General features: G+C 74.4%; 17 protein-coding genes. 4 read left to right on the plus strand and 13 right to left on the minus strand.

Annotated elements, in window-relative coordinates:
- Positions 1 to 89: 89 nt before the first annotated feature.
- On the plus strand, positions 90 to 1,436 hold the full coding sequence (locus PUR61_RS43815; RefSeq protein WP_329885536.1) for a DUF5667 domain-containing protein: 1,347 nt from the start codon (positions 90 to 92) through the stop codon (positions 1,434 to 1,436).
- Between the two features lie 190 nt (positions 1,437 to 1,626).
- On the opposite strand, the gene PUR61_RS43820 is transcribed toward PUR61_RS43815, so the two are convergent.
- The 6 genes from PUR61_RS43820 to PUR61_RS43845 form a co-directional block, all read right to left on the minus strand.
- The gene (locus PUR61_RS43820) at positions 1,627 to 2,637 is read right to left on the minus strand and encodes a lysophospholipid acyltransferase family protein (RefSeq protein WP_329885537.1); all 1,011 of its coding nucleotides are present in this window, start codon (positions 2,635 to 2,637) and stop codon (positions 1,627 to 1,629) included.
- Positions 2,638 to 2,643: 6 nt separating this feature from the next.
- Positions 2,644 to 3,765 carry an NAD-dependent epimerase/dehydratase family protein gene (locus tag PUR61_RS43825; protein ID WP_329885538.1) on the minus strand — a complete coding sequence of 374 codons (1,122 nt, stop codon included), beginning with the start codon at positions 3,763 to 3,765 and terminating at the stop codon, positions 2,644 to 2,646.
- Between the two features lie 233 nt (positions 3,766 to 3,998).
- Positions 3,999 to 4,115 (minus strand): 30S ribosomal protein bS22, encoded by a 117-nt coding sequence (locus PUR61_RS43830; RefSeq protein ID WP_425311139.1) that lies wholly within the window; start codon positions 4,113 to 4,115, stop codon positions 3,999 to 4,001.
- A gap of 171 nt (positions 4,116 to 4,286) precedes the next feature.
- Positions 4,287 to 4,496, minus strand: coding sequence for a helix-turn-helix domain-containing protein (locus PUR61_RS43835; protein WP_329885539.1), 210 nt, complete (start codon positions 4,494 to 4,496; stop codon positions 4,287 to 4,289).
- A 275-nt stretch (positions 4,497 to 4,771) separates the two neighbouring features.
- Positions 4,772 to 5,968 carry an acetoin utilization protein AcuC gene (locus tag PUR61_RS43840; protein ID WP_329885540.1) on the minus strand — a complete coding sequence of 399 codons (1,197 nt, stop codon included), beginning with the start codon at positions 5,966 to 5,968 and terminating at the stop codon, positions 4,772 to 4,774.
- Positions 5,969 to 6,037: 69 nt separating this feature from the next.
- Positions 6,038 to 6,433, minus strand: a complete 396-nt coding sequence (locus PUR61_RS43845) for an HGxxPAAW family protein (RefSeq protein ID WP_329885541.1) — start codon at positions 6,431 to 6,433, stop codon at positions 6,038 to 6,040.
- Positions 6,434 to 6,524: 91 nt separating this feature from the next.
- Here PUR61_RS43845 and PUR61_RS43850 point away from each other — a divergent pair, with 91 nt between their 5' ends.
- Entirely contained in the window at positions 6,525 to 7,016 is a 492-nt protein-coding gene (locus PUR61_RS43850; protein WP_329885542.1) for a MarR family transcriptional regulator, read from the plus strand.
- Positions 7,017 to 7,059: 43 nt separating this feature from the next.
- Here the strand turns inward: PUR61_RS43850 and PUR61_RS43855 are convergent, their stop codons facing one another.
- The 3 genes from PUR61_RS43855 to proC form a co-directional block, all read right to left on the minus strand.
- On the minus strand, positions 7,060 to 8,265 hold the full coding sequence (locus tag PUR61_RS43855) for an MFS transporter (RefSeq protein ID WP_329885543.1): 1,206 nt from the start codon (positions 8,263 to 8,265) through the stop codon (positions 7,060 to 7,062).
- Between the two features lie 102 nt (positions 8,266 to 8,367).
- Complete coding sequence (locus tag PUR61_RS43860) at positions 8,368 to 9,018, minus strand: HAD family hydrolase (RefSeq protein WP_329885544.1); 651 nt, start codon at positions 9,016 to 9,018, stop codon at positions 8,368 to 8,370.
- 30 nt (positions 9,019 to 9,048) lie between these two features.
- A complete protein-coding gene (gene proC, locus PUR61_RS43865) occupies positions 9,049 to 9,876 on the minus strand; it encodes a pyrroline-5-carboxylate reductase (protein ID WP_329885545.1) in 828 nt (275 codons plus the stop codon).
- Between the two features lie 200 nt (positions 9,877 to 10,076).
- On the opposite strand from proC, the gene PUR61_RS43870 reads away from it, so the two are divergent.
- Entirely contained in the window at positions 10,077 to 10,511 is a 435-nt protein-coding gene (locus tag PUR61_RS43870; RefSeq protein ID WP_329885546.1) for a hypothetical protein, read from the plus strand.
- A 166-nt stretch (positions 10,512 to 10,677) separates the two neighbouring features.
- Positions 10,678 to 12,033, plus strand: a complete 1,356-nt coding sequence (locus PUR61_RS43875; RefSeq protein WP_329885547.1) for an SCO2583/SCO2584 N-terminal domain-containing protein — start codon at positions 10,678 to 10,680, stop codon at positions 12,031 to 12,033.
- A gap of 16 nt (positions 12,034 to 12,049) precedes the next feature.
- Here PUR61_RS43875 and PUR61_RS43880 read toward each other — a convergent pair whose 3' ends face one another.
- The 4 genes from PUR61_RS43880 to PUR61_RS43895 form a co-directional block, all read right to left on the minus strand.
- The gene (locus tag PUR61_RS43880; RefSeq protein WP_329885548.1) at positions 12,050 to 12,595 is read right to left on the minus strand and encodes a hypothetical protein; all 546 of its coding nucleotides are present in this window, start codon (positions 12,593 to 12,595) and stop codon (positions 12,050 to 12,052) included.
- An 82-nt stretch (positions 12,596 to 12,677) separates the two neighbouring features.
- Positions 12,678 to 14,522, minus strand: coding sequence for a dihydroxy-acid dehydratase (gene ilvD, locus PUR61_RS43885; protein WP_329885549.1), 1,845 nt, complete (start codon positions 14,520 to 14,522; stop codon positions 12,678 to 12,680).
- Between the two features lie 248 nt (positions 14,523 to 14,770).
- Positions 14,771 to 15,538: a class I SAM-dependent methyltransferase gene (locus PUR61_RS43890; RefSeq protein ID WP_329885550.1), complete on the minus strand. Its 768-nt coding sequence runs from the start codon at positions 15,536 to 15,538 to the stop codon at positions 14,771 to 14,773.
- A gap of 30 nt (positions 15,539 to 15,568) precedes the next feature.
- The gene (locus tag PUR61_RS43895) at positions 15,569 to 16,396 is read right to left on the minus strand and encodes a sugar phosphate isomerase/epimerase family protein (RefSeq protein ID WP_329885747.1); all 828 of its coding nucleotides are present in this window, start codon (positions 16,394 to 16,396) and stop codon (positions 15,569 to 15,571) included.
- Positions 16,397 to 16,789: the final 393 nt, after the last annotated feature.

The following is a 16,789-nucleotide window of genomic DNA, read 5'->3' on the forward strand; positions in this document are numbered from 1 at the left end:
GACCTCTCACCCGATGGAGTGGCATTGGCTTGCCGGGGCAACCGTCCGGCAGGCCGGGGTGTCGACAACGACGAAGGGAGGTGTGGCCCGTGACGGCAAACGTGCTGGAGCACCGGCGGGCGAAGGCCTTCGCCGAGGCGCTGGAGGCCCACCAGGCGGAGCAACTCGCTACCGACGGCGCGGAAACGGCCAGGAGCACGGCCGGCAGCGCAGGTCCGGCCACCATGGCCGGGCTCATCGACATGGTCGGCGCGCTCGGCGCGCTGCCCGGCCCGGAGCTGGACCGCGAAGTCCGGACCGTCCAACGCGCCCAGCTGATGGCCGCGTTCGAGCAGGCTTTCGCCGGTGGACCGGGCGCCACGGTGCCCCGGCAGCGCCGCCACCGGGCGATCCGGAGCGCACCGCGCGGCCGCTGGAGCCGCCGGTTCGCGATCGGCGGGCTGGTGGCCGGGCTGGCCGTCGGGAGCCTCGCCGGCGCCGCGGCCGCCAGCACCGGGGCACTGCCGGGCGATCCGCTGTACGGGATGAAGCGCGGACTGGAAGGACTCCGGCTCAACCTCGCGGAATCCGACACCGAGCGCGGCGAGCTGCTGCTGGACAACGCGGCCACCCGGCTCGGCGAGGCCCGGTCGCTGGTCGGGCGGACCGGAACCGGCGGCTCGCTCAGCCCGGGCACGGTCGACCAGGTCCGCAAGGCGCTCGACGACATGCACGCCGACGCCCTCCGGGGCCGCGACCTGTTGCGCGCCGTGTACCGCAGCAACGGCTCGCTCGACCCGATGCGCACCCTCGCCGGCTTCGCCGAGGGCGAGGACGGCGCCTGGGCCGAGGTCCAGTCCAAGCTGCCCGTCCAGCTCATCCCGCAGGCCCACCTGGTGGAACAGCTCTTCGACGACATAAGCGAGGACGTCGCGCCCCTGCGCCTGGCCGAACCGCCCACCAAGAGCGGTGCACCGGCCGGCAGCGGGGCGGGCGGCGGCGCGCAGACCCCGGCCACCGGTGGGGACGGCGGTCCCGCCGGCACCACGGCCACGGGCGGCAACCCGGCTCCCGGCGCGCCCGCGCAGGGCGGCTCCGGCGCGGGTCCGGCCGGCAGCACCGCCGGCAGCGGCAGGCCCGGCACCGCCGAGCGTGCCCCGTCCGCGGGGGCGACCGTTCCGGCGCCTCCGGCCGCTCCCGGTGCCCCGGTCGACATCCTGCCGAGCAGCGTGCCCGGCAACGTCGTCCCGGCCCCGGTCGGCGGACTGGTCGACAACCTCACCAACGGGCTCACGGGCGCCAAGCCCTCGCCCAGTCCGGACCCGGCGCCGGACCAGGCACCGGCCCAACCGTCCGCCACGCCCAGCCCGACCGCCGACGGCGCCCCGCAACAGGGCGTCGAGGTGCCCCCGCTGATCCCGGGCCTGCTGCCCGGGCTACGGATCCTCGGCGGCTGAGCGGCCGGAAGGACGATCGACCGCGTGGTGGTGACGCGGGTGGGCCCCGGTGGACGCGTCGTCCGCCGGGGCCCACCCGCGTGCGGCGCCGGGCCTCGGCCGGACGCGCCGGCCGAGGCCCGGGGGTGCCCCGCCGGGAGGGACGGCGCCTCCGCCCGGCGGGGCGGCGCTCAGCGGCGCTCAGCGGCGCTCAGAAGAACACCGAACGCCGCTGCACCAGCAGCTGGTAGAGGGTGTGCTGGATGGTCTCCCGGACCTCGTCGGCCAGGTCGAAGACCAGCATCGGGTCGTCCGCCGCCTCGACGGGGTGCCGGTCGGTCGCGATCGGCTCGCCGAACTGGATGATCCACTTGGTCGGCAGCGGGACCGCCCCCAGCGGCCCCAGCCACGGGAAGGTCGGCGTGATCGGTACGTACGGCAGGCCCAGCAGCCGGGCCAGGGTCCGGAAGTTGCCGATCATCGGGTAGGTCTCCTCGGCCCCGACGATCGAGCACGGGACGATCGGCACCCGCGCCCGCAGCGCGGACGACACGAAGCCGCCGCGGCCGAAGCGCTGCAGCTTGTACCGCTCGGAGAACGGCTTGCCGACCCCCTTGAAGCCCTCCGGCCAGACCCCGACCAGCTCGCCCCGTTCCAGCAGTGCCCGGGCGTCCTCGTTGCAGGCCAGCGTGTGCCCGGCCTTCCGGGCCAGCTCGTTGATGCCGGGCAGGACGAACACCAGGTCGGCGGCGAGCATCCGCAGGTGCCGGTGGTGCGGGTGGTGGTCGTGTATGGCCACCTGGGTCATCAGGGCGTCCAGCGGGATCGTGCCGGAGTGGTTGGCGACGATCAGCGCGCCGCCCTCGGCCGGGATGTTCTCGACGCCGCGGACCTCGACCCGGAAGTACTTCTCGGCCAACGGACGCAGCAGCCCGAGCAGGACCTCCTCGGTCAGCTCCCGGTCGAAGCCGAACTCGTCCACCTCGTAGTCGCCGGTGATCCGGCGGCGCAGGAAGGCCAGGCCGTCGGCGGCCCGGGACTCCCAGCCCTTGCCGAACAGCCGGGTGGCGGCCGGGCCGAGCTGCCCGGCCAGTGCCCCGCCGACCGTCTCGGCGACCCGGTCGGCCAGGCCGGGGCCGACCGGCGGCTCGGTCCAGCTGGGGGCGGACTCGATCGGGATGACCTTCGCCTCGCCCGGCGCGTTCTCGGCGGCGGCACTCATGCGGGTTCAGCTCCTGGGTCGGTGCGGGCGGGCGGGACTCTCCGGTGCGGCCCGGCCGTGCCCCGGGCGCTCGGGGCCGAGCAGCGCGGCCACGCCGTCGGTGACGGCGGCCAGCCGCTCGGGCGGCAGCAGGCCGGGCGACTGCGCCGCGGCGAAGTCGGTGAACGCCTCCGGGGTGGTGAACGCCGGACGGTAGCCGAAGGTCTCCCGCAGCCGCGTGGTGTCCACCACCCGGCCGTGCGTGAGCAGCCGGAGCTGCTCGGGCGAGACGTCCACGAGCCTGGTCTGCCGGGCCAGTCCGGCGAACCAGCTGATCGCGGGCAGCAGCAGCGGCAGGGTCGGCCGGCCCAGCCGGCGGGCGCACTGGGAGAGCAGCAGGACGCCCTCCCCCGCCACGTTGAAGGTACCGGTGTTGACGGTGCCCGGCTCGGCGGCGAACGCGGCCCGGCAGAGCACCTCGATCACGTCGTCCTCGTGGACGAACTGGAGCCTCGGGTCGTAGCCGAGAACGGTCGGCAGCACCGGGAGCCCGAAGTAGTCGGTCAGCGGGGTGTCGGCGGCCGGGCCGACGATGTTGGCGAACCGCAGCACCGTCACCCCGACGTCCGGGCGGCGCCGGGCGAAACCGCGGACGTAGCCCTCGACCTCGACCGCGTCCTTGGCGAAGCCGCCGCCCGGCAGGTTCCTGGGCTGGGTGCGCTCGGTGAACACCGCCGGGTCGCGCGGCGCCGAGCCGTACACGCCGGTGGTCGACTTCACCACCAGCCGGCGGACACCCGGCGCCTTCTGGCAGGCACCGAGCAGCTGCATGGTGCCGATCACGTTGGACTCCTTCACCGACGAGCGGTTGGTGGAGCCCAGCCCGGTGGCGCTGACCGCGAGATGGACCACGGTGTCGACCCCGTGCTCGGCGATCACCCGGGCCACGGCGGGGCGGCGCAGGTCGAGCTGGTGGAAGCGGTACGGCGCGGCGGGCCCGTCCGGCTCCGCGAGCGCCCGCAGCGGGGGCCGGGGCGGCTGCACGTCCACGCCGACCACCAGGTCCACCCCGGGCCTGCGGCGCAGCTCGGCGGCGAAACGGGCGCCCAGGTGCCGGGCCACGCCGGTGACGAGCACGACCGTTCCCACAGCGCTGCACCCCATTTCCACGCCCGCCCGTTCCTCGGCCCGGGCGGCCTGCGTGCACCGTACCGCGCCGCCGTGGCGGGCCGTGAAACGACACCGCCCGCCCAGGCCACGAGGGCCTGGACGGGCGGGGGAACGCCTGAACCCCGCCGGAGCGGGGGGATACTTCGTTGCGTCGCTGGACCCTCGTCGTGGGGTCACCCCCGCCGAGGCGGGGAAGCTCACAAGCTCAGGCGTTACTTCTTGTTGCGACGCTGAACACGCGTCCGCTTCAGAAGCTTGCGGTGCTTCTTCTTGGCCATACGCTTGCGACGCTTCTTGATGACAGAGCCCACGGAACAACCCTCGCTCACTGAGACTCGCGCCCGTGAGAGACGGAGTCCATACGACTGACGGACGGCCTAGCCTACCGTCCACTCGCCCAGGGCCGTAATCGTGCTCCCCGGGACGGGCAAACTCGGGGCGAATCCGAGGCGAACGGGCGCGGGGCCCACCGGCTGTGGGCCCCGCTCCGCCGGACTGCCCTACGCGCTTTCGAGCCGCACGTAGGAGTCCTTGAGGTACTCGTGCACTGCCTGCTGAGGCACCCGGAACGACCGGCCGACCCGGATGGCCGGCAGTTCGCCGCTGTGCACCAACCGGTAGACCGTCATCTTGGAGACCCGCATGACCGCGGCCACTTCGGCCACGGTCAGGAAGACGACGTCCTGCAAGGGGCGTTCGCCGGAACTCATGACCATCACCCGACCCTTACCCGTGTGCAAGGCACCGGCTTCCCCTCCGGTGACTCCACCGGCACACGTGTATCCCCAGAGTAGTTATGGGTGGTACCAGTGGGAAGAGGGAGAAGCGCAGTCGTCGTACGGTGAGGGATAAGCCCGTTGCAGTACGTAGCCGATCGGCGGTCTGCACCAGTGGTCGTGCGCACGGCCCCGGTCCGGCACCGGCCCTTCACAACCGGGGGCGGCCGTTCAGCGGCGCGGGCCGCCGCCGCGGCCGACGCCGCAGGTCAGGGCAGCAGTCCGTGGTGCGGCAGGACGGCCCTGCGGGTGGCCAGGATCGCCTGGTCGAGGCGGTCGGCCGGATCGTATCCCGCCTCGAAGTCGCGCCAAGCCGGGCGCGCGCCGTCGGTCATCCGCAGCGGGGCCGGACGCCGGGTCCGCCGGTAAACCTCCGCCCGCCATGTTTCCGGAGTCTCGGTGACCGGGTCGACGGGCCGGCCCGCGGCGGTCGCGACCAGATGGGTCCACGTCCGCGGTACGACGTCGACGACCGCGTAGCCGCCCCCGCCGAGGGCGATCCAGCGGCCGTCGGCGTGCTCGTGGGCCAGCGCGTGCAGTTCCTCGGCGATCAGCCGCTGCGCGTCCACGGTGACGGCGAGGTGGGCGAGCGGGTCCTCCAGGTGGGTGTCGGCGCCGTGCTGGGTGACGAGGACCTGCGGCCGGAAGGCGGCGAGCAGTTCGGGCACCACGGCGTGGAAGGCGCGCAGCCAGCCGGAGTCGCCGGTGCCGGCCGGCAGCGGGAGGTTGGCCGCAGAGCCGGGGGCGCCGGGCCCGCCGGTCTCGGTGGCCCAGCCGGTCTGCGGGAAGAGCGTGGCGGGGTGCTCGTGCAGCGAGACCGTGAGTACCCGCGGGTCGTCCCAGAACGCCTCCTGGACGCCGTCGCCGTGGTGGACGTCGACGTCGACGTAGGCGACCCGCTCGGCGCCGAGTTCGAGCAGCCGGGCGATGGCGAGGGCCGGGTCGTTGTAGATGCAGAAGCCGGACGCCTTGCCGGGCATGGCGTGGTGCAGGCCGCCGGCGAAGTTGACGGCGTGCGGGGTCTCGCCGCGCCAGACGGCCTCGGCGGCGGCGACCGACTGCCCGGCGATCAGCGCGGAGGCGGAGTGGACGGCCGGGAAGGACCAGTTGTCGTCGGTGCCGAGCCCGTGCCGGGGGTCCTGCTCGTCGGGGTGGGCGGCGGCGTGCTTGACCGCCTCGACGTAGGCGGCGGTGTGCACCAACCGGAGGGTCGACTCACCGGCGGGCGGCGCGGACCGGACGGTGACACCCGGACCGCCGTCGAGGCCGAGGGACTCCACCAGTCGCATGGTGAGCGAGAGCCGGGCGGGGTCCATGGGGTGGCCGGGGCCGAAGTCGTACGCGGTGACCGCTTCGTCCCAGAAGAGGTGCAGGCCGCAGGGGGTGACGCGCTCGGCTTCGGGCATGGCCTCCACCGTAGTGGGTGAGGCCGGTGCGGCCGGGCAACGGGCCCTTGAACGCCGGTGGTACGGACGTCAGCCGCGGGGGAGGCCGGCGCGCGCCCCGACGGGCGGTGCCGCCGGAACGGGCGTGGCGGCGGGAGCGGTCGCGGGTGCGGCGGCCCGGTCCGGCCGCCGGCCGGCCAGCCGGCACCCGAGGCAGTCGGGGTGGCCCCGGCGGGCGTCGGGGTCGGGGGTGCGCCAGTGCCGGCGGCCGGGCGGGCGCGGCCCGGTGGCCTTGCCCCGGCCGGCGAGGTGGAGCAGCCAGGCGGCGAGGGCCCCGAGCACGGTGAGAGCGGCGCCGACCCAGAGCCCGGGGGCCGACCCGGCGATGAGGGCGACGCCCGCGACGGCGGATCCGAGCACGACGATCGCGGTCCCGGTCCAGCCGGCCACGGTGTGGCCCATGTCGTGATCTCCGTGTGCGCCCATGTCTCCTCGTTTGGTGTGATGGGTGCGGTCCGCATCCACTCGGACGTTTTATCTCACGAGCTAAGTAACTTAGATACTAAGGAGATATCCCGTGGAGGGCAAGCCACGCCCGCACGCGACGGCCGAGCAGGCGCTCTATGCGATGGACCGGATGATCGCGCTCGCGCAGTTCGGCCAGCAGGACATCGCCTCGCGGCTCGGGCTCAACGTCACCGACCTCACCTGCCTGGGCTTCGTCATGGAGGCCGCCCTGGCCGGCGAGTCCCTGGCGGCCGGCGACCTCGCCGAACGCGCGCAGCTGACCACCGGCGCGGTGACCGGGGTGCTCAACCGGCTGGAGAAGGCCGGGTACGCCCGGCGCGAGGCGGACCCGGGCGACCGACGCCGGGTCCGGGTGGTGCTGGACAGCAGCGCCCAGGCCCGGATCCTGGAGGTCTACGGGCCGTTCTACGAGCGGATCAACCGCCTCTTCGCCGACTACACCGCGGACGAGGTCGCGGTGCTCGCCGACTGGTTCACCCGCGCGAAGGGGCTGCTGCGCGAGTCGCTCGACGAGGTCCGCGAGGGCGGGGACCGGCGCTAGGCCCGCCACGCGGCCGGTGACGGGCGCGGCCGGGCGGAACGGCCTAGACGCGGGCCGCGACCGGGTCGGGGGCCACCGGGGCCGGGGCGAAGCGGTCGGCGAGCGGCAGCACGGCGAGCACCAGCAGCATCGGCGCGAGCAGCGCCCAGCGGTACGAGCTCGCGTCCGCCAGTGCCCCGACCAGCGGCGCACCGACCAGGAAGCCCACGTAGTTGAAGAGGTTGAGACGGGCCACCGCGGCGTCCGAGTCGGCCGGGAAGAGCCGCCCGCCGGCCGCGAAGACCTGCGGGATGATCGCGCAGATCCCCAGACCGAGCACGGTGAACCCGGCGATCCCGACCCAGGCGCCGGGTGCGACGGTGGCCAGCGCGAACCCGAGCGCGGCCAGCACCGCGCCGGACCGGACCACCGGGACGGCGCCCCAGCGCTGCACCGCGCGGTCGCCCAGCGCCCGGCCGAACAGCATCGCGACCATGTAGCCGAGGTAGGAGAGCTTGGCCACGTCCTCCGGGCTGCCCAGGCCGTCGGTCAGGTACTTGACGCTGTAGTTGGAGACCGAGGCGTCGGCGATGTACGCGAAGGCCATCGCCAGGCAGAGCGGCAGCAGCGGGCGCCACGGAACGGCCCGGTCGGCGGCCTCGGCGGCCTCGCGGACGGCGTCGCCGAGTTCGGCCGGCCCGGCGAGGCGGGTGCCGGCCAGCACCGCGAGCGGGGCGATCACCCCGGCCGCCGTGCCGAACAGCACCGGCAGGCCGAGACCGGCGTGCGCACCCAGACCGGCGACGGCGGCGCCGAGGATCCCGCCGAGGCTGAACGCCGCGTGGAAGCCGAGCATGACCGACCGGCCGTAGCGCTGCTGGAGGCCGACCCCGAGCATGTTCATGCTCGCGTCCAGCGCCCCGACCAGCAGGCCGAACGCGCCCAGCGCGAGGGCGAGTTGCCAGAGCGTGTCGCCGAACCCGGCGGCGGCCAGGGTGACGCAGACGGCCGGCTGGACGACCCGCAGCACGGCCCGCGCCCCGGTCCGCCGGACCAGTCGCTCGGAGGCGATCGAGCCCACCCCGGCCAGCACCGGCACCGCGGCCAGGAAGACCGGCAGCAGCGCGTCGCTCAGCCCGTACCGGTCCTGGAGTTCCGGGATGCAGGTGACCAGCAGGGCGAAGGTGACGCCCTGGAGCAGGAAGCCCGCCGCCAGCGCGGCGCGGCCGGCCCGGAGCCGCGGCGTGACCGCGGCACTCTCGGAACGCACATCAACCTCGCTACCGGCCGGTACGACAGTGGTGGCGAGAGCGTAGGCCGTGACGGGCGATCGCGGGAGGGGTTGCGCAGCGGTTCCGGGGCACGGGCCGCATCAGAGCAGGCCGGGGACCTCCGCCAGGTCGGCGATCAGACCGGTGGCCCCGGCGGCGAGCAGCTTCGCCGGGTCGGTGAGCGCGGTGTAGCCGTAGACGTCCATGCCGGCGGCGCGGGCGGCCAGCACTCCGTTGGGGCTGTCCTCCAGGACCAGGCAGGCGGCCGGGTCGACGCCGAGGGTGCGGGCGGCGTGCAGGAACAGGTCGGGCGCGGGCTTGCCGACCCCGACGTCCTGGGCACTGAAGATCCGCTCCTCGGGGAACTCCCCGCGCAGGCCGGTGACGTCCAGCGCGGTACGGATCCAGGAGTGGTGCGCGGAGGAGGCCAGGCAGTACGGCACGGAGCGCTGCCGAAGCTCCTTCAGCAGCGTCTCCGCGCCCCGCACGGCCACGAGTTCGGTGCCGAAGGCGTCGAACACCCGGCCGTGGAACAGCTCGTCGAAGCCGTCCGGGAGCCGCGCGCCGTCGTGGCGCTCGGCGATCACGTCGTGCACCCGGTGGGCGGCGGTGCCCATGAAGTCCCGGTAGGAGTCCTCGATCGTGGTCGGGTAACCGAGCTCGGTCAGGTACTCGGCCAGCAGCCGGTTGGACACCGGCTCACTGTCCACCAGGACGCCGTCGTTGTCGAAGATCACCAGTTCGTAGGCCACGCGTTCGAGCCTACCGGGCCCGCCCGGCGGCTACTTGCCGCCGGAGGCCAGCTCCCGGGAGCGGTCCCGGGCCGCCTCCAGGGCGCCCAGCAGGGCCGCCCGCACCCCGTGGTTCTCCAGCTCGCGGATGGCCGCGATGGTCGTGCCGGCCGGCGAGGTGACCGCCTCGCGCAGCTTCACCGGGTGTTCGCCGGAGTCCCGCAGCATGATCGAGGCGCCGATCGCCGACTGCACGATCAGGTCGTGCGCCACCTGGCGCGGCAGCCCGAGCAGGATGCCCGCGTCGGTCATCGCCTCGACCAGGAAGTAGAAGTACGCCGGACCCGAACCGGAGAGCGCGGTCGCCGCGTCCTGCTGGGCCTCGGGCAGCCGCAGCGCCTTGCCGACCGACCGGAAGATCTCCTCGGCCCGCACCAGGTGCGCCTCGGTGGCGTGCGAGCCGCCGGAGATGACGCTCATCCCCTCGTCCACCAGGACCGGGGTGTTGGGCATCACGCGGACCACCGGGGTACCGGCCGCCAGTCGTGCCTCGAACCACTCGGTGGGGATGCCGGCCGCCGCCGAGATCACCAGCCGGTCCGGTCCGACGTGCGGCGCCAGCTCGTCCAGCAGGGTGCCCATGTCCTGCGGCTTCACCGCCAGGATCAGGGTGTCGGCGAGCTTGGCGGCCTCGGTGTTGCCCACCACGCCGACCCCGTACCGGGCGGCCAGCTCCTCGGCCCGCTCCGGACGGCGGGCGGTCACCAGGACGTCCGCCGGGTCCTTCCCCGCCCGCAGCAGGCCGGAGAGCAGCGCCTCACCGATCTTGCCCGTGCCGAGGAAGGCGATCTTCTGTCCGTGCTCCGTGTTGCCGGCCATGGCCACTCCTTGCTTCCGGTACCGCGGCCATCCTCGCACCGCGTACGCGCCGGCGGCGGGACCGTCCACCCTGCGGAAGGCACGGGTCCGGGGTCCGCGGGCGCCGGGCCCGGGGGCGCCCCCTAGGGCGAAACTCCGGGTTCTCCCCTATGGCCCGGCGCTGGGCCTGGGCGCACCGTGGAGGTATGGCACACGGAGAGATGTCCCGACGTGAGAACCGGCAGGTCGCCGTCGCCGCGGCGACAGTGGGCCCGTGGCGGACCGCCGCGGGAGTCGGTGCGGTGATGGGGGCGACGGCCCTGGGGATCGACGCGATCTCCGGGGACTGGTCGCTGAGCATGCTGGCCGATCCGGCCGGCTGGGGCCTGTTCTTCTTCTTCCTGGTCGGTGCGGTCGGCGGCCAGCTGCGCCGCGACACCACCGACCGGCGGCTGGCCCGGTGGGCGGCCGAGCACCCGTGGCAGTCGGCGCTGCCGGCGGCCGGCGGGCTGCTCCTGCTGAACACGCTGGCGCAGCTGTTCCTCGGCGACGCGGGCGTGTTCGAGGCCTTCTTCCTCTCGCTGCTGCCGGCCGGCCTGGTGCTGGCCGTCGCGGGCGTGGTCGGCTCGGTGAAGCGGGCCCGCGGCAAGGGCTGAGCGGGGGCGGCGGCGCGGGGCGGCGGCGCGGGGGCGGCCCGGACGGATGACGGGGCGGCCCGGACGGGCGACGGGGCCGGTCCGGTCCCCGGACGGCGCACGCCGGTTCACCGGCCGGGGTGCCCCCGATCGGACGAACGTCACACCCCGTCGACATACTGGCGCGATGCCGATCGCCGAAGATCCAGAACCGCGCCCGCACGAGGGCCGGGACCAGGACGGGACCACCCCGTCCTGGGCGGACGGGAAAGACCCGTTCGCCGACCTCGTCCTCGACGAGGAGTTCGTCAAGGGTGCCGCCGTGAAGGAGCAGACGGGCCGCACCCGGATGCTCGCCGCCCAGTGGAAGCACACCCCGCCGGTCGACCCCGGCGGCCGCCGCTCCGTGAACGACGGCCCCCGGGCCCGGAAGCGGTTCGGCCGCGGTCCGCGGCCGGCCGACGCCTGGGGCCGTCCCCGACCGCGCCGTCGGCCGGAGTGGCGGGCGCCGATGTTCGTGGTGCTCGCCGTCGCCCTGGCGCTCGCCGCGCTGAACGTCGACGGCCTGCGGTCCTGGTACTCGACCCGCTTCGGCCCCGACGGGACCGCCGCCTCGTCCGTGCCCGCCGCCGTCCCGACCGTCGCACCGGAGACGGCCCGGCCGACCGGCGCGCCCTCCCCCGTCGCCGAGCAGCGCCCGACCGTCGACCACCCGTGGGCCGGCTCCCCCGCCGAGGGCTGGCCGACCGACATCACGGTGTTCGAGCCCAAGGAGACCCCGCCGGCCATCGGGGTGTTCGACGCCGCCCAGGTCGCCGCCCAGGTCAAGCTGGTCAAGGACTACCTGGCGGCGGCCAACCTGGACCCGAAGGTGATCGCCGGCGCCCGCCCGGAGGCGGCACTGGCCCTCCTGGACCGCGAGGAGCGCGACGCGGCCGACGCCGCGCTGACCAGGCCCTCCGTGGACACGGACCCGACGCACTGGTTCAGCCGCTTCGACCCGGCCGAGGCCGTACCGGTCGGCGACACCGTGAAGCTCCAGGGCCTGATCACGGTCGAGGGCGACGGCGCCAAGGGGGTGCTGGTGCGCGCCGACTTCACCTACGTCTACGCGCTGCGCCCCGGTCCGGAGGCCGCCCGGCGGGCCGCCTCGCCCCCGCCGAAGCCGGCCACCCCGCGCCCGACGGCCCCGCCCGCGGCGGGCGGTGGCGCGCCCAGGCCGGTGGGCTGGACGGTACCGGCCGCGGACGTCGCCGGGGACACCCGGACGACCCGCACCGTGGTCCGCAAGGTGGACACCTTCCGCTTCCACGACCCGGCGCGGTTCCGGGTGGACCCGAAGAAGCTGACTCTCAGCAGCAGGACCGAGATCGGCAACAGCGCGTGCGACGTCTACGACGGCTACCTGCACCCGCAGTTCGACCAGTTCGCCGCCGCCACCGGACCCGAGCCCGCACCGGGCGGGACGTCGAGCGACCCGTACGACCGCAGCAAGGACCTGACGGAGGACGACGGCGAATGCGGGACGATCACCCGCAGCTGAACGGCCCCGCCGGCGGTCAGCGCCTGCGCCTGGCCCGGACCGGCCCCTTCGGGCCGGGCCGGCCGCCGCGCCCGGCCCGGCGCCGCTCGTGGCGGGTCAGCGCCCGCTCGTAGTCGGCCCGGTGGACGGCCTCGCCGGGCGCCTCGACCAGACCGCGGGCGGCGTAGGCGAGCAGGGCCCCGACCCCGCCGATGATCCAGACCACGCCGAGCGACTTCTCCTCGGCCATCCAGCCGGTCAGCCTGTCCTTGCCCTCGGTGAGCACCTTCCAGGTGCGCAGCGCGGAGAGCAGCGAGCAGATCGCCACGGCGGCGACCAGCAGGCCGTTGAGGAAGCCGCCGTTGTCGGACATCCGGATGCCGTCGACCGCGAGGCGCAGGACGAAGGCGGCGGCCGCGGCGGCGAGCAGCGCGCCGGCCGGCACCAGGATCCGGCGGATCCGGTAGCCGCCGTCGTGGTCGACCCAACTGGTGCCGAACCAGCGGATCGGCTCCGGTTCGGGGGCGCCTGCGGGCGTACGGTCGCCGGCGGGCTGGGGGGCGGGGGCGGATTCCTCGGTCACACGGCCGATTATCACCCGGCGCCCCGGAACGACGGAGGAGCCGTCCCCGTGGTGGGACGGCTCCTCGTGGTGCGCGGGGGTATCAGCCGAGCTTGCTGACGTCCCGGACGGCGCCCTTGTCGGCGGAGGTGGCCATCGCGGCGTACGCGCGCAGGGCCTGGCTGACCTGGCGCTCGCGGTTCTTCGGCTTGTAGCCGCCCCCGGCCTCCAGCACCGCCCGGCGCTCCTCCAGGACCTCCGGGGAGACCTCCAGGGAGATCGTCCGGCCGGGGATGTCGATGGCGATGATGTCGCCGTTCTCGACCAGGGCGATCGTGCCGCCGGACGCGGCCTCCGGGGAGGCGTGGCCGATCGACAGGCCGGAGGTGCCGCCGGAGAAGCGTCCGTCGGTGACGAGCGCGCACGCCTTGCCGAGGCCCCGGCCCTTGAGGAACGAGGTCGGGTAGAGCATCTCCTGCATGCCCGGGCCGCCCTTGGGGCCCTCGTAGCGGATGACGACGACGTCGCCCTCCTTGATCCGCTTGGCGAGGATCGCCTCGACCGCGTCGTCCTGGGACTCGACGACCACGGCCGGGCCGCTGAAGGTCCAGATCGACTCGTCGACGCCGGCGGTCTTCACGATGCAGCCGTCCTCGGCGAGGTTGCCGTACAGCACGGCGAGGCCGCCCTCGACGGAGTAGGCGTGCTCGACGCTGCGGATGCAGCCCCCGGCGGCGTCGGTGTCCAGGCTGTCCCAGCGCTCGGACTGCGAGAAGGCCTCGGCGGAGCGGACGCAGCCGGGCGCGGCGTGCCACAGCTCGACGGCCTCGGCGGACGGCGAGCCGCCGCGCACGTCCCAGGTCTTGAGCCACTCGGCGAGCGAGTCGGAGTGGACGGTGTGCACGTCCTCGTTGAGCAGCCCCGCCCGGTACAGCTCGCCGAGGATGGCCGGGATGCCGCCGGCCCGGTGGACGTCCTCCATGTAGTACGAGCCGTTGGGCGCGACCTTGGAGAGGCAGGGCACCCTGCGCGAGACGGCGTCGATGGCCAGCAGGTCGAAGTCCAGCTCGGCCTCCTGGGCGGCGGCGAGCAGGTGGAGGATGGTGTTGGTCGAACCGCCCATGGCGATGTCGAGGGCCATCGCGTTCTCGAAGGCGGCGCGGGTCGCGACGGCGCGCGGCAGGACGGAGGGGTCGTCCTGGCCGTAGTGCCGGTTGGTGATCTCGACGACGGTCCGCCCGGCGTTCTCGTAGAGGGCGCGGCGGGCGGTGTGGGTGGCGAGGACGGATCCGTTGCCGGGCAGCGAGAGGCCGATCGCCTCGGTGAGGCAGTTCATCGAGTTGGCGGTGAACATGCCCGAACAGGAGCCGCAGGTCGGGCAGGCGTTCTCCTCGATGATCGCGATGTCCTCGTCGGACACGTTCTCGTTGACCGCCTGGGAGATGGCGTCGACCAGGTCGAGCTTGCGCACGGTGCCGTCGACCAGGGTGGCCTTGCCGGCCTCCATCGGGCCGCCGGAGACGAAGACGGTCGGGATGTTCAGGCGCAGCGCGGCCATCAGCATGCCGGGGGTGATCTTGTCGCAGTTGGAGATGCAGATCAGCGCGTCGGCGCAGTGCGCGTTGACCATGTACTCGACCGAGTCGGCGATCAGGTCGCGGGAGGGCAGCGAGTAGAGCATGCCGCCGTGGCCCATCGCGATGCCGTCGTCCACCGCGATGGTGTTGAACTCGCGCGGGATGCCGCCCGCCTGCTTGATCGCCTCGGAGACGATCCGGCCGACCGGCTGCAGGTGGGTGTGCCCGGGGACGAACTCGGTGAAGGAGTTGGCGACCGCGATGATCGGCTTGCCGAAGTCCTCGCGGGCTACGCCGGCCGCCCGGAGAAGCGCCCGGGCGCCTGCCATGTTGCGACCGTGGGTGACCGTACGGGACCTCAGCTCGGGCACTGTGCTCCACTCCTTCGGAGGCTGACTCGCGGCCCCGCTCGGTATGGAGGGTGCGGGGCCACTGTGTCTGTCGAGCCTACGCCCGCCGTCCGGGCGGCGGACGGCGCGTCCGCGATGCGGTCAGGGCGGCGCGTGGACGGAGCGGGGACGGCGTGGGCGGAACCGGGTCGCGGCGGGGTCGCGGCGGGGTCGCGGCGGGGTCTCGGTGGGGCGGAGCGGGGGTGGTGGGCCGGGCACGGGCAGCCGGGTCAGCCCGGGGTGACCGCCACCGTCAGGTCCAGCACGTACGGCTCGACGACCCAGCCGTCCGGGAACTCGCCGAGCAGGGCCTCGCGCTCGACGGCCAGCAGCGGTGCACGCCGCTCCGGGGTGAGGGCGGCGAGGTAGGAGCGCGAGGTGAGGTCGGTGATCACATGGTCGACGGTGACCCGGCGCTCCCAGCGCAGCCGGGCGGAGCCGGTCCGCAGGTCGTGGGGCGCGAGGTGACCGGCGATCTCGTTGACGGCGCCGTAGCCGTGGTAGCTCTGCAGCGCGGCGGCCAGCCGCTCGCCCATCGCGCGGATCCAGCCGACGCTGCTGTCCTTCACGTTCCACCAGGTGGCGAGGGCCCCGCCGGGCCGCAGCACCCGGATCGCCTCGGGGACCGACCGTGCGGGGTCGGTCCAGTGGAAGGCCTGCGCGTAGGTCACGAAGTCCGCCGAGCGGTCGTGGAAGGGCAGTTCGTCGCCGGTGCCCCTGACCAGCGGCAGACCGGGGCTGCCGGCCAGGAACCGGGCGGCCATGCCGTCATTGGGCTCGACGGCGACGACGTCCGCGCCGCGCCCGGCCAGCAGCCGGGTGGAGATGCCCGTGCCGGCCCCGACGTCCAGTACCCGGGCGCCCTTGAGGCTCCGGCCGGACAGCCGCTCCAGCTCGTCGAACAGCTCGTCCGGGTACGACGGCCGCGCCCGGTCGTACTCGGCCGCCACCCCGCCGAAGGACTCCGCGAGCTCCCTGAACTTCTGTCGATCCGTCATGGCTCCCCCTGCACAGGTCCGTTCGTACGCTCAGCGTACGCGTGCGGAGGTGGCCAGGTGCAGGCGGGTGAACGCCAGCGCCTCGGCGAGATCGGCCTCCCGTTCGGCGGGCGACGCGGACCGCCGGGTGTTGACCTCCAGCACCACGTGACCGTCGAAACCGGTCCGGGCGAGGTGTTCGAGCAGCTCGGCGCAGGGCTGCTTGCCCCGGCCCGGGATCAGGTGCTCGTCCTTGCCGGAGCCGGAGCCGTCCGCGAGGTGGATGTGGGCGAGCCGGTCGCCCATCCGCTCGACCATCGCGAGCGCGTCGATCCGGGAGGTCGCGGCGTGCGACAGGTCGATGGTGAAGTGCCGGTAGTCCTCGTCGGTGACGTCCCAGCCGGGCGCGTACGCCAGCACCTCGCGGTCGCGGTACCGCCACGGGTACATGTTCTCGACGGCGAACCGGACGTCCGTCTCCCCCGCCATCCGGTCGATGCCCTCGACGAACTCCCGGGCGTACTGCCGCTGCCAGCGGAACGGCGGGTGGACGACGACCGCGCTCGCACCGAGCTTCTCGGCAGCCGCCCGGGCCCGGACCAGCTTGGTCCACGGGTCGGTGGTCCAGACCCGCTGGGTGATCAGCAGGCACGGCGCGTGCACGGCGAGGATCGGCATGCCGTGCACGTCGGAGAGCCGGCGCAGCGCCTCGATGTCCTGGCTGACCGGGTCGTTCCAGACCATCACCTCGACGCCGTCGTAACCGAGCTTCGCGGCGAGTTCGAAGGCGATGGCGGTGTTGGCCGGATAGACCGAGGCGGTGGAGAGGGCGACCTTGGTGTCCGGGATGTGCAGGGCCGGGTGGGCGGGCAGGACCAGGCGGTCGGTGGTGCGGAGCAGCGGCGGGCGGGCGGCGGCCTGCCGGGCGGCCTTGACCGACTTCACCGACTGGACGGCGGCCTTGGCGGCGCCGGCAGCCCGGGCGGTGCGGGTGCCGCGGGCGGGCTGCGCCGGTGCGGCGGCTTCGGTGGCGGGGGCGCCCTTCGCGGCGCCCTTGGCCGCGGACCTCTCCGTCCGGGCCCTTCCGGCGCTGCGCCGGGCCGTCGGTTCGGCCTTCCGCCCGGCCTTCCGCCCGGTGTCCTCCCCGGCCGCCGGTTCGGTCGTCGGTTCGGTCGTCGGCTCGGTCGTCGGCTCGGTCGTCGGCTCGGTCGTCGGCTCGGTAGCCGGTTCGGTAGCCGGTTCGGCCTTCCGTCCGGCTTTCTGCCGGGCCGT

This window comes from Streptomyces sp. BE20, from assembly GCF_036322525.1.
GTDB lineage: Bacteria > Actinomycetota > Actinomycetes > Streptomycetales > Streptomycetaceae > Kitasatospora.